The organism is Vicinamibacterales bacterium (genome assembly GCA_041659285.1).
In the GTDB taxonomy this organism is placed as follows: domain Bacteria; phylum Acidobacteriota; class Vicinamibacteria; order Vicinamibacterales; family UBA2999; genus 12-FULL-67-14b.
Genome location: JBAZYO010000008.1, coordinates 216,898 through 236,327 on the forward strand (window position 1 = coordinate 216,898; position 19,430 = coordinate 236,327).

General features: G+C 69.1%; 15 protein-coding genes. 13 read left to right on the plus strand and 2 right to left on the minus strand.

All coding sequences use genetic code 11. The features are described from left to right. Positions 1-7: 7 nt before the first annotated feature. From WC815_15125 to WC815_15180, 12 genes are all read left to right on the plus strand, one after another. Positions 8-2,047: a penicillin-binding protein gene (locus WC815_15125; protein MFA5910112.1), complete on the plus strand. Its 2,040-nt coding sequence runs from the start codon at positions 8-10 to the stop codon at positions 2,045-2,047. Continuing rightward, the gene (locus WC815_15130; protein ID MFA5910113.1) at positions 2,044-3,600 is read left to right on the plus strand and encodes a UDP-N-acetylmuramoyl-L-alanyl-D-glutamate--2,6-diaminopimelate ligase; all 1,557 of its coding nucleotides are present in this window, start codon (positions 2,044-2,046) and stop codon (positions 3,598-3,600) included. Before WC815_15125 ends, WC815_15130 begins: the two co-directional genes overlap by 4 nt. Continuing rightward, on the plus strand, positions 3,600-4,997 hold the full coding sequence (gene murF / locus WC815_15135) for a UDP-N-acetylmuramoyl-tripeptide--D-alanyl-D-alanine ligase (protein ID MFA5910114.1): 1,398 nt from the start codon (positions 3,600-3,602) through the stop codon (positions 4,995-4,997). The genes WC815_15130 and murF overlap by 1 nt, the downstream gene beginning before the upstream one ends. Beyond that, complete coding sequence (mraY, locus tag WC815_15140; GenBank protein MFA5910115.1) at positions 4,997-6,082, plus strand: phospho-N-acetylmuramoyl-pentapeptide-transferase; 1,086 nt, start codon at positions 4,997-4,999, stop codon at positions 6,080-6,082. The genes murF and mraY overlap by 1 nt, the downstream gene beginning before the upstream one ends. Further along, positions 6,079-7,437 carry a UDP-N-acetylmuramoyl-L-alanine--D-glutamate ligase gene (gene murD / locus WC815_15145; protein MFA5910116.1) on the plus strand — a complete coding sequence of 453 codons (1,359 nt, stop codon included), beginning with the start codon at positions 6,079-6,081 and terminating at the stop codon, positions 7,435-7,437. The genes mraY and murD overlap by 4 nt, the downstream gene beginning before the upstream one ends. Before the next feature lie 307 nt (positions 7,438-7,744). After that, positions 7,745-8,854, plus strand: coding sequence for a putative lipid II flippase FtsW (gene ftsW, locus WC815_15150; protein MFA5910117.1), 1,110 nt, complete (start codon positions 7,745-7,747; stop codon positions 8,852-8,854). A gap of 3 nt (positions 8,855-8,857) precedes the next feature. Next, on the plus strand, positions 8,858-9,958 hold the full coding sequence (murG, locus tag WC815_15155) for an undecaprenyldiphospho-muramoylpentapeptide beta-N-acetylglucosaminyltransferase (protein ID MFA5910118.1): 1,101 nt from the start codon (positions 8,858-8,860) through the stop codon (positions 9,956-9,958). Then, positions 9,948-11,462 carry a UDP-N-acetylmuramate--L-alanine ligase gene (murC, locus tag WC815_15160; protein ID MFA5910119.1) on the plus strand — a complete coding sequence of 505 codons (1,515 nt, stop codon included), beginning with the start codon at positions 9,948-9,950 and terminating at the stop codon, positions 11,460-11,462. The genes murG and murC overlap by 11 nt, the downstream gene beginning before the upstream one ends. Then, entirely contained in the window at positions 11,462-12,301 is an 840-nt protein-coding gene (locus tag WC815_15165; GenBank protein ID MFA5910120.1) for an FtsQ-type POTRA domain-containing protein, read from the plus strand. Before murC ends, WC815_15165 begins: the two co-directional genes overlap by 1 nt. 17 nt (positions 12,302-12,318) lie before the next feature. Next, on the plus strand, positions 12,319-13,551 hold the full coding sequence (ftsA, locus tag WC815_15170) for a cell division protein FtsA (protein MFA5910121.1): 1,233 nt from the start codon (positions 12,319-12,321) through the stop codon (positions 13,549-13,551). Between the two features lie 68 nt (positions 13,552-13,619). Continuing rightward, entirely contained in the window at positions 13,620-14,891 is a 1,272-nt protein-coding gene (gene ftsZ / locus WC815_15175) for a cell division protein FtsZ (protein ID MFA5910122.1), read from the plus strand. 79 nt (positions 14,892-14,970) lie between these two features. Then, a complete protein-coding gene (locus tag WC815_15180; protein MFA5910123.1) occupies positions 14,971-16,713 on the plus strand; it encodes a radical SAM protein in 1,743 nt (580 codons plus the stop codon). 60 nt (positions 16,714-16,773) lie between these two features. On the opposite strand, the gene WC815_15185 is transcribed toward WC815_15180, so the two are convergent. Then, positions 16,774-17,076 carry a hypothetical protein gene (locus tag WC815_15185; protein ID MFA5910124.1) on the minus strand — a complete coding sequence of 101 codons (303 nt, stop codon included), beginning with the start codon at positions 17,074-17,076 and terminating at the stop codon, positions 16,774-16,776. 144 nt (positions 17,077-17,220) lie between these two features. On the opposite strand from WC815_15185, the gene pgeF reads away from it, so the two are divergent. Then, a complete protein-coding gene (pgeF, locus tag WC815_15190) occupies positions 17,221-18,030 on the plus strand; it encodes a peptidoglycan editing factor PgeF (GenBank protein ID MFA5910125.1) in 810 nt (269 codons plus the stop codon). 35 nt (positions 18,031-18,065) lie between these two features. Here the strand turns inward: pgeF and WC815_15195 are convergent, their stop codons facing one another. After that, a complete protein-coding gene (locus WC815_15195) occupies positions 18,066-19,364 on the minus strand; it encodes an alpha/beta hydrolase (protein MFA5910126.1) in 1,299 nt (432 codons plus the stop codon). Positions 19,365-19,430 lie beyond the last annotated feature (66 nt).

Below are 19,430 nucleotides of genomic sequence, written 5' to 3' on the forward strand. Positions count from 1 at the left end.
GTCGACCGTGGCCGTCCAGCCTGATCTCAATTGGCGTCCGGTGCTCAGGCGCCGCCTCACGGTGGCCGCGGGAGTGCTCGCCTTCTGGGTGCTCGGGATCGAGGCTCGTCTGGTCGTGCTGCAGGTGGTGCAGCACGACGAGTTGTCGGCGCGGGCCGAGCGCCAGCAGTCGGAAACCCAGAAGACGCCCGGCAAGCGCGGCGAGATCTACGATCGCAAGGGCCGGCTGCTCGCCTATAGCGTGGACGCCGACACCGTCTACGCCGTTCCCACCGACATCAAGGATCCGGTCAAGGCCGCGGCCCTGCTGTGCGGCGCCTTCGATGAATGCACCAAGAAGGATCGTGACCAGCTGGTGGAGCGCCTGAGCCGGAAGCGCCCGCGCGGCGGCCTGACCTCCTTCCAGTATGTGAGGCGCCGGGCGACGCCGATTGAGACCAAGCGCATCGCCGCGCTCGAAATGAAGGGCATCGGCTTCATGAAGGAAAGCAAGCGGTTCTACCCGAACCGCGAGCTGGCCGCGCACCTGATCGGCTACGTCGGCACCGACAACGCCGGCCTCCACGGCATTGAAGCCACTTACGACAAGACCGTCCGCGGCCGCGAGGGCACCCTGCTGGTACAGACCGACGCCCGCGGCCACGCGTTCAGCCGCCTCGATCGGCCGCCGACCACCGGCGGGTCGCTCGAACTCACCATCGACGAGCACCTCCAGTACATCGTCGAGCGGGAATTGAAGGCTGGCGTCGAAGCGGCGCGCGCCGATGGCGGCACCGCGGTGGCGATGGACCCCTATACCGGCGAGATTCTCGCGATGGCGAGCTGGCCGACGTTCAACCCGAACCAGTACGGCGGCACCAGCGACGCCGCGCTGCGCAATCGCGCCGTCCAGGATCTCTACGAGCCCGGGTCCACGTTCAAGCTGGTGACGGCGTCGGCGGCGATCGAGGAGAAGGTGATCACCCCCGACGAGATCATCGACGTCAGCGCCGGCCTCATTCGCTTCGGCAGCCGCGTGGTCAACGACATGCACCGCTACGGCCCGCTGTCGTTCACCGACGTGATCGTCAAGTCGAGCAACGTCGGCGCGATCAAGGTGGGCTTGAAGGTCGGCGCCGAGCGCATGGGCCTCTACATCCGCCGCTTCGGCTTCGGGCGGGCGTCGTCGCCGGATTTTCCCGGTGAGAGCCCCGGCATTGTCTGGGACCCGTCGAAGCTGAACGACAGCGCGCTGGCCTCGGTGTCGATGGGCTACCAGATCGGCGTGACGCCGCTGCAGATGGCCGCGGCGGCCAGCGTGATCGCCAATGGCGGGACCTTGTACGAACCCCACGTGGTGCGCGCCATCGTCAAGGGGGGCGTGCGGACCGCGGTGCCGCCCAAGGCCGTCAGGCGCGCGATCCTGCCCGGGACGGCGGCGACCCTGACGTCGATCATGGAATTGGTCGTGACCGAAGGCACGGCCAGGCGGGCCGCGCTCGCGAGTTACACGGTCGCGGGCAAGACCGGCACCGCCGACAAGCTGGTGAACGGCCGCTATTCACCGTCGCAGCAGAACGTGTCGTTCGTTGGTTTCGTGCCGTCGCGCAATCCGGTGATGACGGTGATCGTGATGATCGACTCACCGCGCCTCGGCGGTGACACCGGCGGCGTGATCGCCGCGCCAATCTTCAAGGGCATTGCCGACGCCAGCCTGCGGCAGATGGGCGTGACGCCCAACATCAATCCGGCCCCGCCCGTCCTGATCGCGCGCCGCGACCAGAACCCGGTGACGACGGCGGCGGCGTCATCGGCGCCCGCGATCGTGACGATGACCGCGAACATGACCGACGGCGGGGGGCTGCCCGACCTTCGCGGCTTGAGCGCGCGCGACGCGTTGCGCGAGCTGGCGCGCCTCGGCCTCACCGCCCGGATGCAGGGCGCCGGCGTCGTCGTCGATCAGACGCCCGCTCCCGGCTCGATGATCGAGCCCGGCGCGTCGTGCATGCTGGTCCTCAATCGGCGCCCGGCGCCGCGGCCGGCCGGCGCCCTTGGAGACCAGCGGTGATCCTCGGTGATGTGACCGACACCCTGCGGGAACTGGTGGTGGCGCCACCCCCGGCGGGGATGCCACGTGGCGCTTCGACCAGCTCAGGGTCACCGCGAGCGGAGTCGAGTGGTGATCGGCAGCTCACCGCGATTGCCTACGATTCCCGCCGCGTCGTGCCGGCCGCCTTGTTCGTGGCCCTCAAGGGGCTCAAGGCCGACGGCGTCGAGTTCACCGAGCAGGCAATTGCCCGCGGCGCGCAAGCGGTGGTGTCGGAATCGCCGGCCCCCGCCGGTGTCGCCGTGCCGTGGATTGCCGTTCGCGACGCGCGGCTCGCGCTCGCCCTGCTCGCCGATCGGTTCTTCGACCACCCGAGCGGGCGGATGCCGGTGATCGGCGTCACCGGCACCAACGGCAAGACCACGACGGCCTACCTGCTGGCCGCCATGCTCGACGAGGCCGGGCTCCGCGCCGGCATGCTCGGCACGGTCGCCTATCGCGTCGGCGGCGAGGATCGCGAGGCGTCGCGCACCACGCCGGAGGCGCCGGACCTGCAGCAGTTACTGAGCGACATGCTGCGCCAGGGCAACCGCTCCGCGGTCATGGAAGTGTCGTCGCACGCGCTGTCGCTGAAGCGGGTCGACGGCATGCACTTCGCCGCCGCGGTGTTCAGCAACCTCACCCGCGACCACCTCGACTTCCACGAGGACATGGAGGCCTACTTCGCCGCCAAGCGCCGTCTGTTCGAGATGCTGCCTCGCGACGCGCCGGGCGTCATCAACCTCGACGACCCGAGGGGCGCGGGCCTGGTCGAGATCTGCGGCCGGCCGGTCACCTACGCCATCAACGCGGCGGCGGACCTACGGCCCGGCGCGGTGGAGATGACGTTGACCGGCTTGCGTTTCGAGATCACGACGCCGAAGGGCACCGTTCACATCCAATCGAAGCTCGTCGGCCGCCCGAATGTTTACAACATCCTCGCGGCCACAGCGGCCGCGATCTCGCTCGACGTGCCGATTGCGGCCATCGAGCGCGGCGTGGCCGGTCTGGCCGGGGTGCCCGGGCGCTTCGAGGTGGTCTCCGGCGCCGACGATGACGTCACCGCAATCGTGGACTACGCGCATACCGATGACGCCCTCCGCAACCTGCTCGAGACGGCGCGTCCGCTGGGCGCGCGGCGGCTGGTGACGGTGTTCGGGTGCGGCGGCGATCGCGATCGTTCCAAGCGGCCGCTGATGGGCATGGTCGCGGCCCGGTTGAGCGACGTCGTCGTGATCACGTCCGACAACCCGCGCACCGAGGACCCGAAGCGGATCATCGAGGAAATCGAGCGCGGCATTCCGGCCGGCAGCCAGTCGTCGCCGCGCACGCCGGTGGTGGTCTCGGTGGTCGATCGTGCCGAGGCGATCCAGCGCGCCCTGGCGATGGCCGAGCCCGGCGATGTTGTGTTGATCGCCGGCAAGGGCCACGAGAAGTACCAGCAGATTGGCGACCGGGTGCTGCCGTTCGACGACGGCGAGGTCGCGCGGGCGGGGCTGGCGAAGCGCCGTGGCGCCGGCGCGAAGGGCAGTTAGTGGCGGCTGAGATACCGCTGTCGGCCGCCACCCTGGCCGCGGCGATGCACGGCCGCCTGGTCGCTGGCGACAGCGACCACTACGTGACCGGGTTCTCGATCGACAGCCGCACGCTGGCGACCGGCGACCTGTTCTTCGCGATTGTGGCGGCGCGCGACGGTCACGAGTTCGTCGGCGCGGCGGCGCGGCGGCGGGCCGCCGGCGTCGTGGTCAGCCGGCCGGTGACGATGCCGGACGACAGCGAGTCGTTCGTGATCGAGGTGGCCGACACCACGCGCGGCTTGCAGGACCTGGCGCGGCACGTGCGGCGCGAGTCGGGCGCGACGGTGGTGGCCATTACCGGCAGTGCCGGGAAGACCACGACCAAGGACGTGATCGCGGAGTTTCTCGGCGGCGCGCACCGGGTGGTGAAGAACAGGGGCAACCTGAACAACCACCTGGGACTGCCGCTGTCGTTGCTGGAGTTGAGGCACGGGGCGGATGTGGCGGTGATGGAGCTGGGCATGAATCACGCGGGCGAAATCCGGGTGCTGGTCGACGTGGCCACGCCGGAGGTGCGCGTGTGGACCAACGTCGGCGAGGCCCACATCGGCCATTTCGGTTCTGCCGATCTCATCGCCGATGCCAAGGCCGAGATCCTCGAAGGCGCCAGTGCCAGCACCGTGCTGGTGGCCAACGCCGACGACCCCCGCGTAATGGCGCGCACCGGCGCGTTCCCCGGCCGGCAAGTCACGTTCGGCACCTCCGCCAACGCCACCGTGCGGGCCGTTGACGTCGAAGACCTCGGCCTGGATGGCACCAAGAGCCGGCTGATCACGCCGGCGGGTGAGCGCGACCTCCACGTGCCGCTGCTCGGCCGCGGCCACCTGATGAACGTGCTGGCCGCCGTCGCCGTCGCGCTCGAGATGCAGGTCGGGCTCGACCACGTGATTGACACCGCGGCGCGGCTGCAGCCGTCGGCGAAGCGGGGCGCCGTGCTCCGTCTGCCGAAAGGCGTGACGGTGATCGACGACTCGTACAACTCCAGCCCGTCGGCGCTCAAGCAGGCGCTCGACGTGCTGTCGCGGACCTGGGCGGCGCGGCGCGTCGCCGTGATCGGCGAGATGCTCGAGCTGGGCGAACTGTCCACGGCCCTGCACCAGGAGTGCGGCCGGGTGGCGGCGGCCAGCCGCCTGTCGCGATTGATCACCATTGGCGGAAACCCGGCCCGCGCGCTTGGCGCGGCAGCGGCCGAGGCGGGCATGGCGGCGAACACCGTGCTGCACTTCGACAACAGCATCGACGCGGCGGCCGCCATTCACGGGCACGCCATGCCGGGCGACGTGGTGTTGGTGAAAGGCTCGCGGGGAACGCGAACCGACATCGTGGTGGAACGGCTCATGGCGGTGTTCGGCTGATGCTGTATCACCTCCTGATCTCGTTCTACCCGCAGGTGCCGGTGTTCAACGTGGTGCGCTACATCACGTTCCGCACCGCCGCGGCCAGCATGACCGCGCTGGTCGTCGGGCTGGTGCTCGGGCCGTGGCTGATCCGCCGCCTGCGCGAATTCCAGATCGGCCAGGTCATCCGCCAGGAAGGCCCCGAGTCGCATCGCGCCAAGGCCGGCACGCCGACGATGGGCGGGTTGTTGATCCTGGCGGCGGCGCTGGTGCCGACGCTGCTGTGGGCCGACCTCACCAACGTCTACGTGTGGATCGCGGTGCTCACCACCGCGGCCTTCGGCGCCATCGGCTTCCTCGACGACTATCTCAAGGTGACGCGCCGCTCGTCAGGCGGGCTGGCGCCGCGCTACAAGCTGGGCCTGCAGGTCGTGGTCGGCGTCATCGTCGGCCTGGTGCTGATGTGGCTCGCCAACCAGAACCTGTACAACACGCGGCTGATCTTTCCGTTCTTCAAGCAGCTGATTCCCGACCTCGGCTGGTTCTACGTGCCGTTCGCGGCGTTCGTGCTGGTGGCCTGGAGCAACGCCGTCAACCTGACCGACGGTCTCGACGGCCTGGCGATCAGCACGTTCGCGGTGGCGGCGGCCTGCTTCACGGCGCTCGCCTACATCACCGGCCATCGCGTGTTTGCCGAGTACCTGTTGCTGGTGCGCTTCGCGCCCGCCGGCGAGCTGACCATCTTCTGCGGCGCGCTGGTCGGCGCCAGCCTCGGCTTCCTCTGGTACAACGCCCACCCGGCCGAGATCTTCATGGGCGACGTCGGCTCGCTGGCGCTCGGCGGCGCCATCGCCACGGTCGCGATCCTGATCAAGCAGGAACTCCTGCTGGTGATTGTCGGCGGCGTCTTCGTGATCGAGGCCGCCTCGGTCGTGATCCAGGTGGCGTCGTTCAAGCTGCGCGGCAAGCGGGTCTTCAAGATGGCGCCGCTGCACCACCACTTCGAGTTGAGCGGGTGGGAGGAACCGAAGGTGATCACGCGCTTCCTGATCGTCGCCATCCTGTTCGCCCTGTTCAGCCTGACCACCTTGAAGCTGAGATGACGACGCACACCTTTTCCGTGAGCGGGCAGCGGGTGCTGGTGGTGGGCGCCGCCAGGAGCGGTGTGGCCGCGGCCCACCTGCTCGCGCGTCGCGGCGCCGTCGTCACGCTCACCGATCGGAAGCCGGCGATCCCCGAGGAGGCCGACCTGCGGGCGGCCGGCGTGCGCCTCGAACTCGGCGGCCACCAGGTGGCGTCGTTCGAGGCCGCCAACCTGGTGGTGATGAGCCCCGGCGTGCCGCTGGACCTGCCGGAAGTCGCGCGAGCCCGTGCCGTGGGCGTTCCCGTGATTGGCGAGCTCGAACTGGCGTCGCGGTGGCTGCGCGGGCCGATCGTGGCCATTACCGGCACCAAGGGCAAGTCCACCACCACCACGTTGGTGGGCCGCATGCTCGAAGCGGCGGGACGCCGCGTGCTGGTGGGCGGCAACATCGGCTACCCGGTGAGCGCGCAGGTGGAGGCGTCAACCGCGGACACCGTCCACGTGATCGAAGCCAGCAGCTTCCAGCTCGAGGCCACCGACACTTTCCGGCCGTGGATTGCGGCGCTGCTGAACTTCTCGCCCGATCATCTCGATCGCCATCCCGACGAAGCGTCGTACGCCGCGGCGAAGACGCGCATCTTCGCCAACCAGCAGCCGCAGGACTGGGCGGTGGTGAACGCCGACAGCGCCGCGGCCCTGCGCATGGCGGAGGCGACGCGGGCGCAGGTCGTGCGCTACGGCGTCGACACCACGAGCGCCGAGGTGCACGCCGGCCGCGGGTTCATCTGGCAGCGCACCTCGGAGGGCGACATTCCGCTGCTGCCGCTGGCGTCGGTGCAGCTGGCCGGCCATCACATGTTGAGCAACGTCGTCGCCGCCACCGCGATCAGCCATCTGGCCGGCGCCACCGGCGCGTCACTGGCCCAGGCCCTGGACGGCTTCACCGGGCTCGAGCACGTGATGGAACCGGTCGGCCACCGTGGCGGCGTGCGGTTCGTCAACGACTCGAAGGCCACCAACATCGACGCCGCCGCGCGATCGATCGAGAGCTTCGACAAGGTGGTGGCGATTGTCGGCGGCAAGTTCAAGGGCGGCGACTTCGCCGACCTGGCGGCGCCGCTGCGCGCGCACGGCCGTGCGGTGGTGGCGATCGGCGAGGCGCGGCCGCTGGTGCGCGCCGCGCTGGCGGAGGTCGTGCCGGTGGTGGAGGCGGACACGCTCGCGGACGCGGTCAGGCAGGCGTGGGACCTGGCGGTGCCCGACGGCGTGGTGCTGCTCGCGCCGGCGTGTTCGAGCTTCGACATGTTTGCGGATTACGCGGACCGCGGCACGCGGTTCAAGGAGGAGGTGCAGCGGCTCATCGCGGAGCCGTGAGGGTCGCGGGCTGGTCCCGCAAGGAGCGTTGGGGTGTGCGGACTTGTCCGCCGAAGCGCGCAGCGCGTAGGCGGAAGCGGTGAGTAGTCGTCAGCCGGTTGGACGCAATTGAGAACTGGTCGCTGGGAGCGCAGGCTGCCCCGGTCTGCGAGGCTGGTGTCTCAATTCCCTGAACGACTGGCGACTACTGACCGCTTTCCACCTTCGGCGGACGAGCGACGTGCAACCCAGTTATCGAGTCGAGGCCGTCGAACTTTAGTGCTGCATGTGGCGTCCGGCTTTAGCCGGACCTCAAGGACCGAGGAGTATGGCAAGGAAGCTTTCGTCTGACAAGTGGCTGTTCGTGGCGGCGCTGGCGCTGATTTGCGCGAGCGTGGTCATGGTCTACAGCGCCTCGGCGCTGGTCGCGCTCGAGCGCTTCCAGCAGCCGTACTTGTTCGTGACGCGCCAGTTGATGTGGGCCTGCGTGGGCATTGCGGTGCTGTCGATCGTGATGCGCATCGACTACCGCATCTACCGGAACGACAAGCTGATCTGGGCCCTGCTCGGCCTGGTCGCGCTGATGCTGGTGGGCGTGCTGTTCTCCCGGCCGATCAACGGCACGCGCCGGTGGTTCGGGATCGGCGGCTTCGGCATCCAGCCGTCCGAACTGGCCAAGGTGGCCGGCATCTTCTTTACCGCGCTGATCCTCGAGCGCCGCCGCCATCGCATCAACGAACTGGGCTACGCGTTGCTACCGATCGGCGTGATTGTCGGCGGGCTGGTCGGCCTGATCCTGCTCGAGCCCGACTTCGGCACGGCGGTCTCGCTGCTGGTGGTGATCGGCGTGATGGTGTTCGCCGCCGGCTTCAGCTACCGCTACCTCGCCGGCGCCCTGCTGCTGGCGCTGCCCGCGCTCTACGTGATCCTGATGCAGGCCGACTACCGCCGCCGCCGGCTGCTCACCTTCATGGATCCCTGGGCCGACCCGCTCGGCGACGGCTTCCAGATCATCCAGTCGCTGATTGCCGTCGGCACCGGCGGCGTCTTCGGCAAGGGCCTGATGGCCGGCGTGCAGAAGCTGTTCTACCTGCCCGAGCCGCACACCGACTTCATCTTCGCCGTGATCTCGGAGGAGACCGGCCTGATCGGCGCCTCGCTGGTGGTGCTGTGTTTCTGCGTGATCGCCTGGCGCGGCCTGCGCACGGCGCTGCGCGCGCCCGACAGCTTCGGCGCCTTCCTCGCGCTGGGCATCACGATGATGCTCGTGCTGCAGGCGTTCGTGAACATCAGCGTCGTGCTGGGCCTGATGCCGACCAAGGGCATTCCGCTGCCGCTGGTCAGCAACGGCGGCTCGTCGATGCTGATCAACCTGCTCGGTGTCGGCGTGCTGCTCAACATTTCGCAGCACGCGCACATGGAGACGGGAGCGGCGTGACCGGTGCGCATCCTGATCGCGGGCGGAGGCACGGGCGGGCATTTGTACCCGGGGATTGCGCTGGCGCGCGAGCTGCGGCGCCGCGATCCGTCGGCGCAGGTGTCGTTTGTCGGCACCGCCGCCGGCATCGAGGCGCGGGTCGTGCCGCGCGAGGGGTTTCAACTGGACCTGATTCGGGTGGCGGGATTGAAGGGCAAGAGCCGGGCGGACCGCCTGCGCGGCTTCCTGCTGCTGCCGGTGGCCGGCGCCGACGCCTGGCGCGTGATCTCGCGGCGGCGGCCGGAGGTGGTGGTCGGCGTCGGCGGCTTCGCTTCCGGGCCGGTGCTCGCGCTGGCGGCCATGCGGGGCTACCCGACCATGCTGCTCGAGCAGAACGCGCTGCCGGGCCTGACCAATCGCCTGCTGGCGCGCTTGGTCCGGGCCGCGGCGGTGAACTTCGAAGACGCGTTGTCGTACTTTCCACGCACGGGATTTGTGGCCGGCAACCCCGTGCGACCGGAGTTTTTCCCGGCGCAGAACGAGGAGGCGAATGATCGCACCAACAGGCCGCACGACGCGGCACGGGTACTGATCTTTGGCGGTTCTCAGGGCGCGCACGCGATCAACGTGGCCATGGTGGAGGCAGCGTCGCGGCTGGCAGCCACCGGGTTACGGCTTGCGATCACCCACCAGACCGGCGAGCGCGATCTGGATCTGGTGCGGACCGCGTACGGCCGCGCCGGCCTCGCGGCCCGAGTCGAAGCCTTCATCTTCGAAATCGACGGAGAGATGAAGGCCGCCGACCTGGTCATTTGCCGCGCCGGTGCCACCACCCTCGCGGAACTGACCGCGTCGGGGCGGCCGTCGATCCTGGTGCCGCTGCCGACCGCCACCGACGACCACCAGCGGAAGAACGCCGAGGTGCTCGGACGGGCGGGAGCGGGATTGGTGATCGAGGAACGTGACTTGAGCGGCGAGCGGCTCGCCGGCGCCATCGCGGCGCTGGTGGCCGAACCGGCCAGGCGTCAGCAGATGTCGGCGGCCGCGCGCCGGCTGGCGCGGCCCGACGCCGCGGCACGGATTGCGGATCGGGTGGAGCAGTTGGGTGGGCGCCGTGCTGGGTAAGACGCGGCGCATCCACTTCATCGGCGTCGGCGGGATCGGCATGAGCGGCATCGCGGAGCTGCTCGCCAACCTCGGCTACGCCGTGTCGGGCTCGGATGCGAAGCGCTCGGCGGTGACCGACCGCCTCGCCTCGCTCGGCGTGACGGTGGCCTTCGGGCATGCCGCGGCGAACGTCGGCAACGCCGACGTCGTCGTGTATTCGTCGGCGGTGCGGCCCGACAACCCGGAGGTGGTCGAGGCCAGGGCGCGGCGCATCCCGGTGATCCCGCGGGCCGAGATGCTGGCGGAGTTGATGCGCCTGCGCTTCGGCATCGCGGTGGCCGGCGCGCACGGCAAGACCAGCACCACCTCGATGATCGCGCTGGTGCTCGAGCGGGCAGGCCTGGATCCGACGGCGGTGATCGGCGGGCGGTTGAGCGCCTTTGGCAGCAACGCGCGGCTGGGCCGCGGTGAATACATGGTGGCGGAAGCGGATGAGAGCGATCGCTCGTTCCTGAAGCTGTCGCCGGCGGTGGCGGTGATTACGAATATCGATCGCGAGCATATGGACGCATACGGGGGGTTCGCCGACTTGCAGCAGGCGTTTGTCGACTTCGCCAACAAGGTGCCGTTCTACGGCGCCGTGGTGGCGTGCGCCGATGACGCGGAGCTGTCGCGCGTCCTGCCGCGCTTCACCCGCCGCGTCGTCACCTACGGAATTGCGGAAGGTCCGGCTGACGGCGGCGACGACGCTGAAGGTCCGGCTAAAGCCGGACCCCACATTGGCGTGGATGCGGCCGGAACCGATGCCATGTGGCGTCCGGCTTTAGCCGGACCGTTCGACGTCAGCGCGATGGACGTCGTGCTCGAAGGGTTTGGCTCGCGCTGTGTGGTCGTCCAGCGGCACGCCGGCGTGCAGAGCGAGCTGGGCCTGCTGGCGTTGGCCGTACCCGGCCTTCACTCGGTGAGGAATGCGCTCGCCGCGGTGGCGGTTGGCCTCGAGCTCGACGTGCCGTTCGCGAAGATCGCCTTCGCGCTGGCGGAGTTCCACGGCGCCGAACGCCGCTTCGAGCGAAGAGGCATCGTCAACGGCATCAGCGTGGTGGACGACTACGGCCACCACCCCACTGAGATCGCCGCCGTGCTGTCGGCCGCCCGCGCCGCCAAGCCCGCGCGCATCGTCGTCGCCTTCCAGCCGCATCGCTACACCCGCACGCGGGACCTGATGGTGGAGTTCGGCGCCGCGCTGGCCACCGCCGACGAGGTCGTGCTTACCGACATTTACGCCGCCAGCGAAGAGCCTATTGCCGGGATCACCGTGGAGGCCCTGGCCGCGGCGGTCAGCGCCGGCCGCGAGCGGCCCGCTCACGTGGTACGGCGCCTGGACGATGTCGCCGCCGCCGTCGCCGACCTGGCGCGGCCCGGCGACCTGGTGCTGACGCTCGGCGCCGGCTCGATTGGCGGCCTGGCGACCGCGCTGCTCGCGGAACTCGAACGGCGGCATGGTCCGCGGGAGGCCCGGTGATGTCGTCGGTCGCCACCGCCACCGACAAGCGTTTCCGGCGCGCCCACGTGAAGCCGTCGCGGAAGCGCGCGGCCACCACCCGGCACGTGTGGCTCGCGGCCCGGGTGCTGGCGATCGCCCTGGTGCTGGGCTACGGCGGCTACCGCGGCGTCACCTCGATTGCCGCCGCGCAGACGCTGCAGGTGAGCCATCTCACCGTCCGCGGCCAACAGCGCCTGTCCACCGGCGAGGTGCTGGCGCTGGTCGATGGGCTGCGTGGCCAGAACATCCTGACGATCGGGATCGGCGAGTGGCAGCAACGGCTGCTGTCGTCCCCCTGGGTGGAGAGCGCGACGATTCGCCGCGTGCTGCCGTCGACGCTGGAGATTTCGGTCCACGAGCGCGTGCCGATGGGCATCGGCCGCATCGGCACCGCGCTCTACCTGATCGACTCCAAGGGCGTGATCGTCGACGAGTACGGGCCGGCTTACGCCGACATCGACCTGCCGATCATCGACGGGCTGGCCACCGCGCCGGCCGACGGCGGCGCCCTGATCGACGCCGCCCGCACCGAGTTTGCCGGCCGCGTCATCGGCGCGCTGGCGTCGCGGCCGGAGCTGGCCAGGCGGGTGTCGCAGATCGACGTCGCCGATCTGCATGACGCCGTCGTGATCCTGGATGACGACACCGCGCTGCTGCGGCTGGGCGACACCGACTTCACGGCGCGCCTGCAGCAGTACCTGGACCTGCAGCCGGCGTTGCGCGAACGGATGGCGGGCATCGATTACGTGGATTTGCGATTCGACGAGCGGTTGTACGTGCGTCCGGTCAAGGCGTTGCCGGCGCAGGCAAGACGGTAGAGGACGGGGAGGTATCGGTGGCACGACAGGAACGCTACGTAGTGGGGCTCGACATCGGCACGACCAAGGTCTGCACCGTGGTCGGCGAGATGCTCGAGGAAGGCGGCGTCGATGTGATCGGCATCGGCATGGCCGAATCGAAGGGCCTCAAGCGCGGGGTGGTCGTCAACCTGGAGGCTGCGGTTGAGTCGATCAAGAAGTCGATCGAAGAAGCCGAGCTGATGGCCGGCGTCGAGGTCGGCTCGGTGCACCTGGCGATCAGCGGCCCCCACATCAAGGGCTTCAACAGCCGCGGCGTGGTGGCGGTGGCCGGCAAGAACCGCGAGGTCACGCGCGACGACGTGCGCCGGGCGATCGACGCGGCCCGCGCGGTATCGCTGCCCGCCGGCCGCGAGATCCTGCACGTGCTGCCGCAAGACTTCGTGGTCGACGAGCAGGAAGGCATCGGCGCGCCGGTCGGCCTGACCGGGGCGCGGCTCGAGGTCAACGTCCACATCATCACCGGCAGCCAGACCGCGACGCAGAACCTGGTCGCCTGCGTCAACCGCGCCGGCGTCGAGGTGATCGACACTGTGATCGGCCAGCTCGCCGCGTCGGAGACGGTGCTGACGCCCGACGAGAAGGAGCTGGGCGTGGCGGTGGTGGACATCGGCGGCGGCACCGCCGATCTCGCCATCTTCGAGCGCGGCAGCCTGTGGCACACCGCAGTGATCGCGGTGGGCGGCGATCACTTCACCAACGACATCGCGGTGGGTCTGCGCACGCCGATCCCCGATGCCGAGAAGGTCAAGCGGCGGGCGGGCTGCGCGCTGTCGTCGATGGTCGAGGAAGACGAGACCATCGAGGTGGCCAGCGTCGGCGGCCGGCGGCCGCGCGTGATGGCGCGGCGCATCCTGTCCGACATCCTGCAGCCGCGCGCGGAGGAAATGTTTCACCTGATCTGGGACGAGATCAGCAAGGCCGGCTACGAGAAGTCGCTCAATTCCGGCCTAGTGCTGACCGGCGGCGGCGCCCAACTCGAGGGCATGTCGGAAATCGCCGAGCAGATCTTCGACCTGCCGATCCGGCGCGGCAGCCCGGCCGGCGTCGGCGGCCTCGCCGACCACGTCAGCAACCCGTCGTTTGCCACCGCGGTGGGCCTGGTGCTGTACGCGGCGCGCCATCGCGGGCCGGCGGGCAGCACCAGCGGCGGCGGCGCGCTCACCCGCGTGATGGGACGGCTGCGCACGGTGTTCAAGGAATTTTTCTAGTTCGGGATCCGGGATCCGGGACCCGGGACAGACAGTTCGATTCGAAACGGTTACACGGAGGAGGCACGATGGCGGATCAGGATGGCTTCGAGGCGCTGCGGCTCACGCTCGATGAAGAAGCGCGCATGGGTGCGCGAATCAAGGTGATCGGCGTCGGCGGCGGCGGCAGCAACGCCGTGTCGCGCATGGTGCAGGCGGGCATCTCGGGCGTGGAGTTCATGGTGGCCAACACCGACGCCCAGGCGCTCAAGGCCAATCCGGCGCCGGTGAAGATCCAGATCGGCGGCAAGCTCACCAAGGGGCTGGGCGCCGGCGCGGATCCGAACGTCGGACGTCAGGCGGCGCTCGAAGACACCGACGCCCTGATCCAGGCGCTGTCGGGCGCCGACATGGTGTTCGTGACCACCGGCCTCGGCGGCGGCACCGGCACCGGCGCGGCGCCGGTGATCGCCAGCCTCGCCACCGAACTGGGCGCGCTCACCATCGCCGTGGTCACCAAGCCCTTCAAGTTCGAGGGCAAGAAGCGCTTCCGGCAAGCCGAGGCCGGCCTCGACGCGCTACGCGACGCCGTTGACACCGTGATCACGATCCCGAACGAGCGCCTGCTCGCGGTGATCGATCGCAACACCTCGATGCTCGACGCCTTCGTCACCGCCGACGACGTGCTGCGGCAGGCGATCCAGGGCATCTCGGACCTGATCCTGGTGCCGGGCCTCATCAACCTCGATTTCGCCGACGTCAAGACCATCATGTCGGGCATGGGCGTGGCGATGATGGGCACGGCCATGGCCGAGGGCCCGACGCGCGCCGTCGACGCCGCCAATCGCGCCATCTCGAGCCCGCTGCTCGAAGACGCCTCGGTCAAGGGCGCGCGCGGCGTGATCATCAACGTGACCGGCGGTCCCGACATGTCGCTGATGGAAGTCAACGAGGCGCTGACCATCATCCAGGAATCGGCACACGAAGACGCCAACATCATCTTCGGCGCGGTGGTCGACAAGGCGCTCACCAACAAGGTGAAGATCACCGTGATCGCCACCGGCTTCGACCACGTCAAGACCGACCGCTCGACGCCGGCCAACGCGCCGATGCAGACGCCGGTGGACATGTCGGCCTACTCGTCGCACCTGCGCGTGGACATCCAGCCGCCCATCGTTCAGCCGCGCGCGTCGATCGTGCGGAGGCCGGCGCTGGAGCTGCCGATGGCGTCGGCCCGGCCGGTCGCGGTGGGGCAGAACGGCGGCGACATCCCGCTCGCCGATCCAGCCGGACCGGTCGGCGAGTTCGACCTCAATCTCGACCTTGACGTGCCGGCCTTCCTCCGGCGGAGCGAAGGGTAGGCCTGATACAGTAGATGGATCCAGGGGAGCCGCGAGCGCCGCCGGCGCAGCGACAGCTCGACGACCCCTTGGAATCCACATGAAGCCCAGGCCACAGCGCGAGATCGCACGGGAAATCCTTTCCAAAGAAGTTGGCTACGTGTCCAAGCCGCACGCCGGCCGGCTGCGCGTCGCCCTGATCTTCCCCAACTCGTACTTCGTCGGGATGTCGAATCTCGGCTTCCAGACCATCTACCGGCTCTTCAACGATCAGCCCGACATCGTGTGCGAGCGCGCGTTCCTGCCGCCGAAGCAGGAACTGGCCGCCCTTCGCGAGTCCGGCGCGCGCATCGTCACGCTCGAGTCGCAGACCCCGGTGGCGGATTTCGACGTCATCGCCTTCTCGGTGTCGTTCGAGTGGGACTACACCAACGTCCTGACCCTGCTCCGCCTCGCCGGCGTGCCGTTGCGCGCCGCCGACCGCGACCATACCCACCCGCTGGTGGTGATCGGCGGCGCGGTGACGTTCGTGAACCCGGAGCCGCTCGCGATGTTCGCGGACGTGATCGCGGCGGGCGAGGGCGAAGCGCTGGTGCCCGCGCTGGTGGGCGCGATGAGCACCTCCTCGCGCAGCGAGCAGTTGAAGCGGCTCGCCCAGGCCCGCGGCTACTACATCCCGTCGTTCTACGACGTCGAGTACGCGGCCGACGGGACCATCGCCCGTTACCTGCCGCGTGAGGGCACCGGCGCGCCGCCGGTGGTGAAGAAGGCGGCGATCAAGACCACCGACGCGGTCGACCCGCCGAGCACCACCATCTTCACGCCCGACACCGAGTTCGGCTCGCGCTTCCTCATCGAGGTGGTGCGCGGGTGCGCGAACCTGTGCCGGTTCTGCTGGGCGGGCTACAACTACCTGCCGGTGCGCGCGTTCCCGACCGACCGCATCCTGGCCCTGGCCCAGGCCGCCCGCGCGCACTCGTCGAAGGCCGGCCTGGTGTCGATTGCACTGTGCGATCACCCCGACATCGAGCACATCCTCCGCAGCCTCCGTGACATGGGCTACTCGATCAGCCCGGCGTCGTTGCGCCTCGACGACCTCACCCCGACCATCGTCTCCCTGCTCAAGGAGAGCGGCGAGCGGACGCTGACCATCGCGCCCGAAACCGGCTCCGATCGCCTGCGGCGCGTGATCAACAAGACGGTGACCAACGCCGAGATCCTCGCCAGCGCCGAGCTGATCTTTTCGAGCGGCATCGAAAGTCTCAAGCTCTACTACATGATCGGCCTGCCCACCGAAGACGATGACGACCTGGTCGCCATTCGCGACCTGACGCTGCAGATCCACGAGATCATGCTGAAGTACGCCCGCCCGCGTGGACGGATCGGCCGCATCGTCGCCAGCGTGAACCCGCTGGTGCCGAAGCCGGGCACCGCCTTCGAGCGGCTGCCGATGGAGCGCACCGACGTGATCGAGCGCAAGATGAAACGCTTGCGCGCGCTGGTCGCCGACGTCGACAACGTCTACTTCAACATCAAGAGCGAGCGCCATTCGTACTACCAGGCGCTGCTGTCACTGGGCGACCGCCGCATTGCCCCGGCGATTGAACTCGCCGAGGCCAACGGCGGCCAGTGGCGGCGGGCGCTCGCCGATGCCGGCCTCGACGGCGACTTCTACATCTACCGCGACCGATCGAACGACACGGTGCTGCCGTGGAGCATCATCGACGGCGGCATGAAAGACACGTTCTTCCGCGCCGAGTTCGACAAGTCCACTCGCGCCGAGTGGACCCTGCCGCCCAAGCGCGCCAAGGAGAACGTGCGCCTGCTGCCGGTGCTGAGCTAATGGTCCGGCTCAAGCCGGACGCTACATTCGACACGACAGCAGACGCCGCCGCCCCGCCAGTCAGCTCGCCACCGCGGCCTGGGCTTCGTATTCCGAATACGCCTGCAGCACCAGCTCCCGCACCTTTTCCTGCGAGTTCGGATCGTTCACCGGTCGCAGCAGCGCGAAGCTGCGCCGCTCGCCGTTCACAGAGTAGGTCCGGGCGGGGAAGGTGACGTTCCGTCCCACGCCGGTCCGGCGCTCCCACACGGCAAACCCGAGGAGCCTGAGCCCCTGCAGTTCGCCATCGGTGAAATGCACTTCGGCGTCGGCCAGCTTCCCCGACGGCGCGCCCTTGTCGTTCGGCATGATCTTGACCACCATGGTTCACTCCAGTCCACGAGTCCGCTGCCGGACCCGTCCGTTGCGTTTGTTCACAGCCGGTGAGATATCAAGGGCGATGCCACCGCGAAACCGCCGGAATCAGGCGCAATCCTCGTGGGCGATTTCCCCGGATGACAACCGCAGTTGCGCCGTCGCCTGGGCGATTCGATGAACCTGCCGGTTCCCGATCCCGCATTTCGTTGGACCGCAGAGCCTTGGGGGCCCGCGCTGCGATGCGCGCCGCTCGAGGCGATCGCGCAACACGCGTTTACGTCACGGCAACTGCAGTTACCGGCCGATGACCGGTGGGCGGCGGCCGCGGCATCCGTCGGCGGGTGGCGGGAACAGGTGAGGCGCGTGAAGCAGGTCCACGGCAGCGTGGTTCGGGTGCTGCAGCGTGGCGACATGCGAGACGCCGGGCCAGGGGCCCGGCCCGACGGCGATGCCATCGTCTCGAATGAGGCCGGCCTGGTGCTGGCCGTGATGGTCGCCGACTGCGTTCCCATTCTGGTGGCGGACCGCAGTTCGGGTGCCGCGGGCGCCATTCATGCGGGCTGGCGCGGCACCTGCGCACGCGTAGGGCCGGCCGCCGTTGAAGCCATGCGCCTGCGTTTCGGCACGGAGCCATCCGACCTCGTCGCGGCGATTGGCCCGAGCATTGGACCTGACGACTACGCAGTGGGGGAGGCGTTGATTGAGTCGTTCCAGAAGGCCGGGCACGCCGCCGGCGATCTCGCCAGGTGGTTCATCCGCCGCGACTCACAGTTGCGTCTCGACCTCTGGTCCGCTAATCGCGATCAGTTGATCGACGCCGGCCTGCAGCCCGAACAGATCTTCACGTGCGGACTCAGCACGCTGGCCCACACCGACGTGTTCGATTCGTTTCGATCGGAAGGCGAACGGGCCGGGCGCATGGCTGCCCTCGTCGTCGTGCCCAAGCAGGCAATCGGCTGACGGCCGGCGTGGCCATCGGCGCCGGCCCGCGCGCGTCAGGCGTTGCGCTTCAGGAAATCAACGAGGAGCGTGCTCAAGGCGTCCGCCTGCTCCTGCTGCACCCAGTGCCCGGCGCCGTCCACCAGGAGCGTGCCCTGGTACTTCGTCGTCAGGTTCCTTTCGAGGCGCTGGATCGCGCCCGGGTTCTGATGGACGCCCCAGTCCTGCTTGCCGCCCATGAACGTGGCTGGCACGTCGATCGTCCGTCCGGCAAATAGCTGCAGGTCGTCGGCGCCGGGGCTTCCCCGGTAACCATTCAAGCCGCCCTGGAAGCCGGTGCGCCCATATTCCTCGACGTAGACGCGCAACTCTGATTCCGGCAACCACCGGTTCGCGGCAATCTCGGCCGCCGACGGCATGTCGGACGCCACCTGTTCCGACATGCCCTTGCTCAGATCCATCACGTAGTAGCGGGGCAGCTTGGCCCACTCCGCGGCCGTGCGTGCGGCGAGCGGGTGCGGGTCGTTCTGCTTCCAGTCCGCGCTTTTCACGTGGTAGTAGGCGCGCAGGAATGCCTGGAGGCCCTGCGTTGGATGCCAGCTGTTCTCGTTGGCCTCGCGTGTCTGGTAGTAACGCTGATAGTGCTTGCGTGGAGGCGTGAGCTTCGCCAGTTCCTCGTAGATCGCGTCGGGCGCCGCTGGCGCCGGCGCACGGGACACATTCGCCGTGTTGAATGGCAGCGTGGGCGCGCCGCCGAATGGCGCGCTCATCATGGCGACGGAGCGGAAGACGTCCGGCCGCGCCAGCGCGCACCAGCCGGCGAGCGGCGACCCCTGATCGTGCCCAATGACGGCCGCCACGGAGCGGTAGCCCATGGCCGACACCAGCGCCAGCATGTCCTTGATCTTGTTGACCGTGCCGAATGGCCGAAGATCGTCCGTGTAGTTGACCGGCGCCGGCGACGTGCGGCCGTAGCCGCGCACATCCGGCGCGAACACGTGATAGCCGGAGGCCGCGAGCGGTCCCATCACCTTGCGCCAGCTGTAGGCGAGCTCAGGGTAGCCGTGCACGAGCAGCAGCGCGGGCCGGCCCGGCGTCTCGTAGCCGGCCTCGAGCACGTGCACGCGGAGCCCATTGACGCCGTCAACGAAGCGGGAGCGGACACCGGGTGGCAGCACCGCTGCGTTCAGCGGCCCGATGTCGCTGTTCGGGGCCTGCCTGGTCAGGGCCGCCTCCACGCGCGCGCCGAACGCCAGCGGGGCCACGGACGCGAGCAGTCCCTGCAGGACGCTCCGGCGAGTGGGTGGGAGACCGGGCCGTGATCGGTTCGCGAGGTCGTCCTGATCGTGCTGCATGGGCCGCAACGTTACCAGAACGGGCCACGCTTTCAAGCGCATCGCGCCTGCTTCATGCCATTCGGA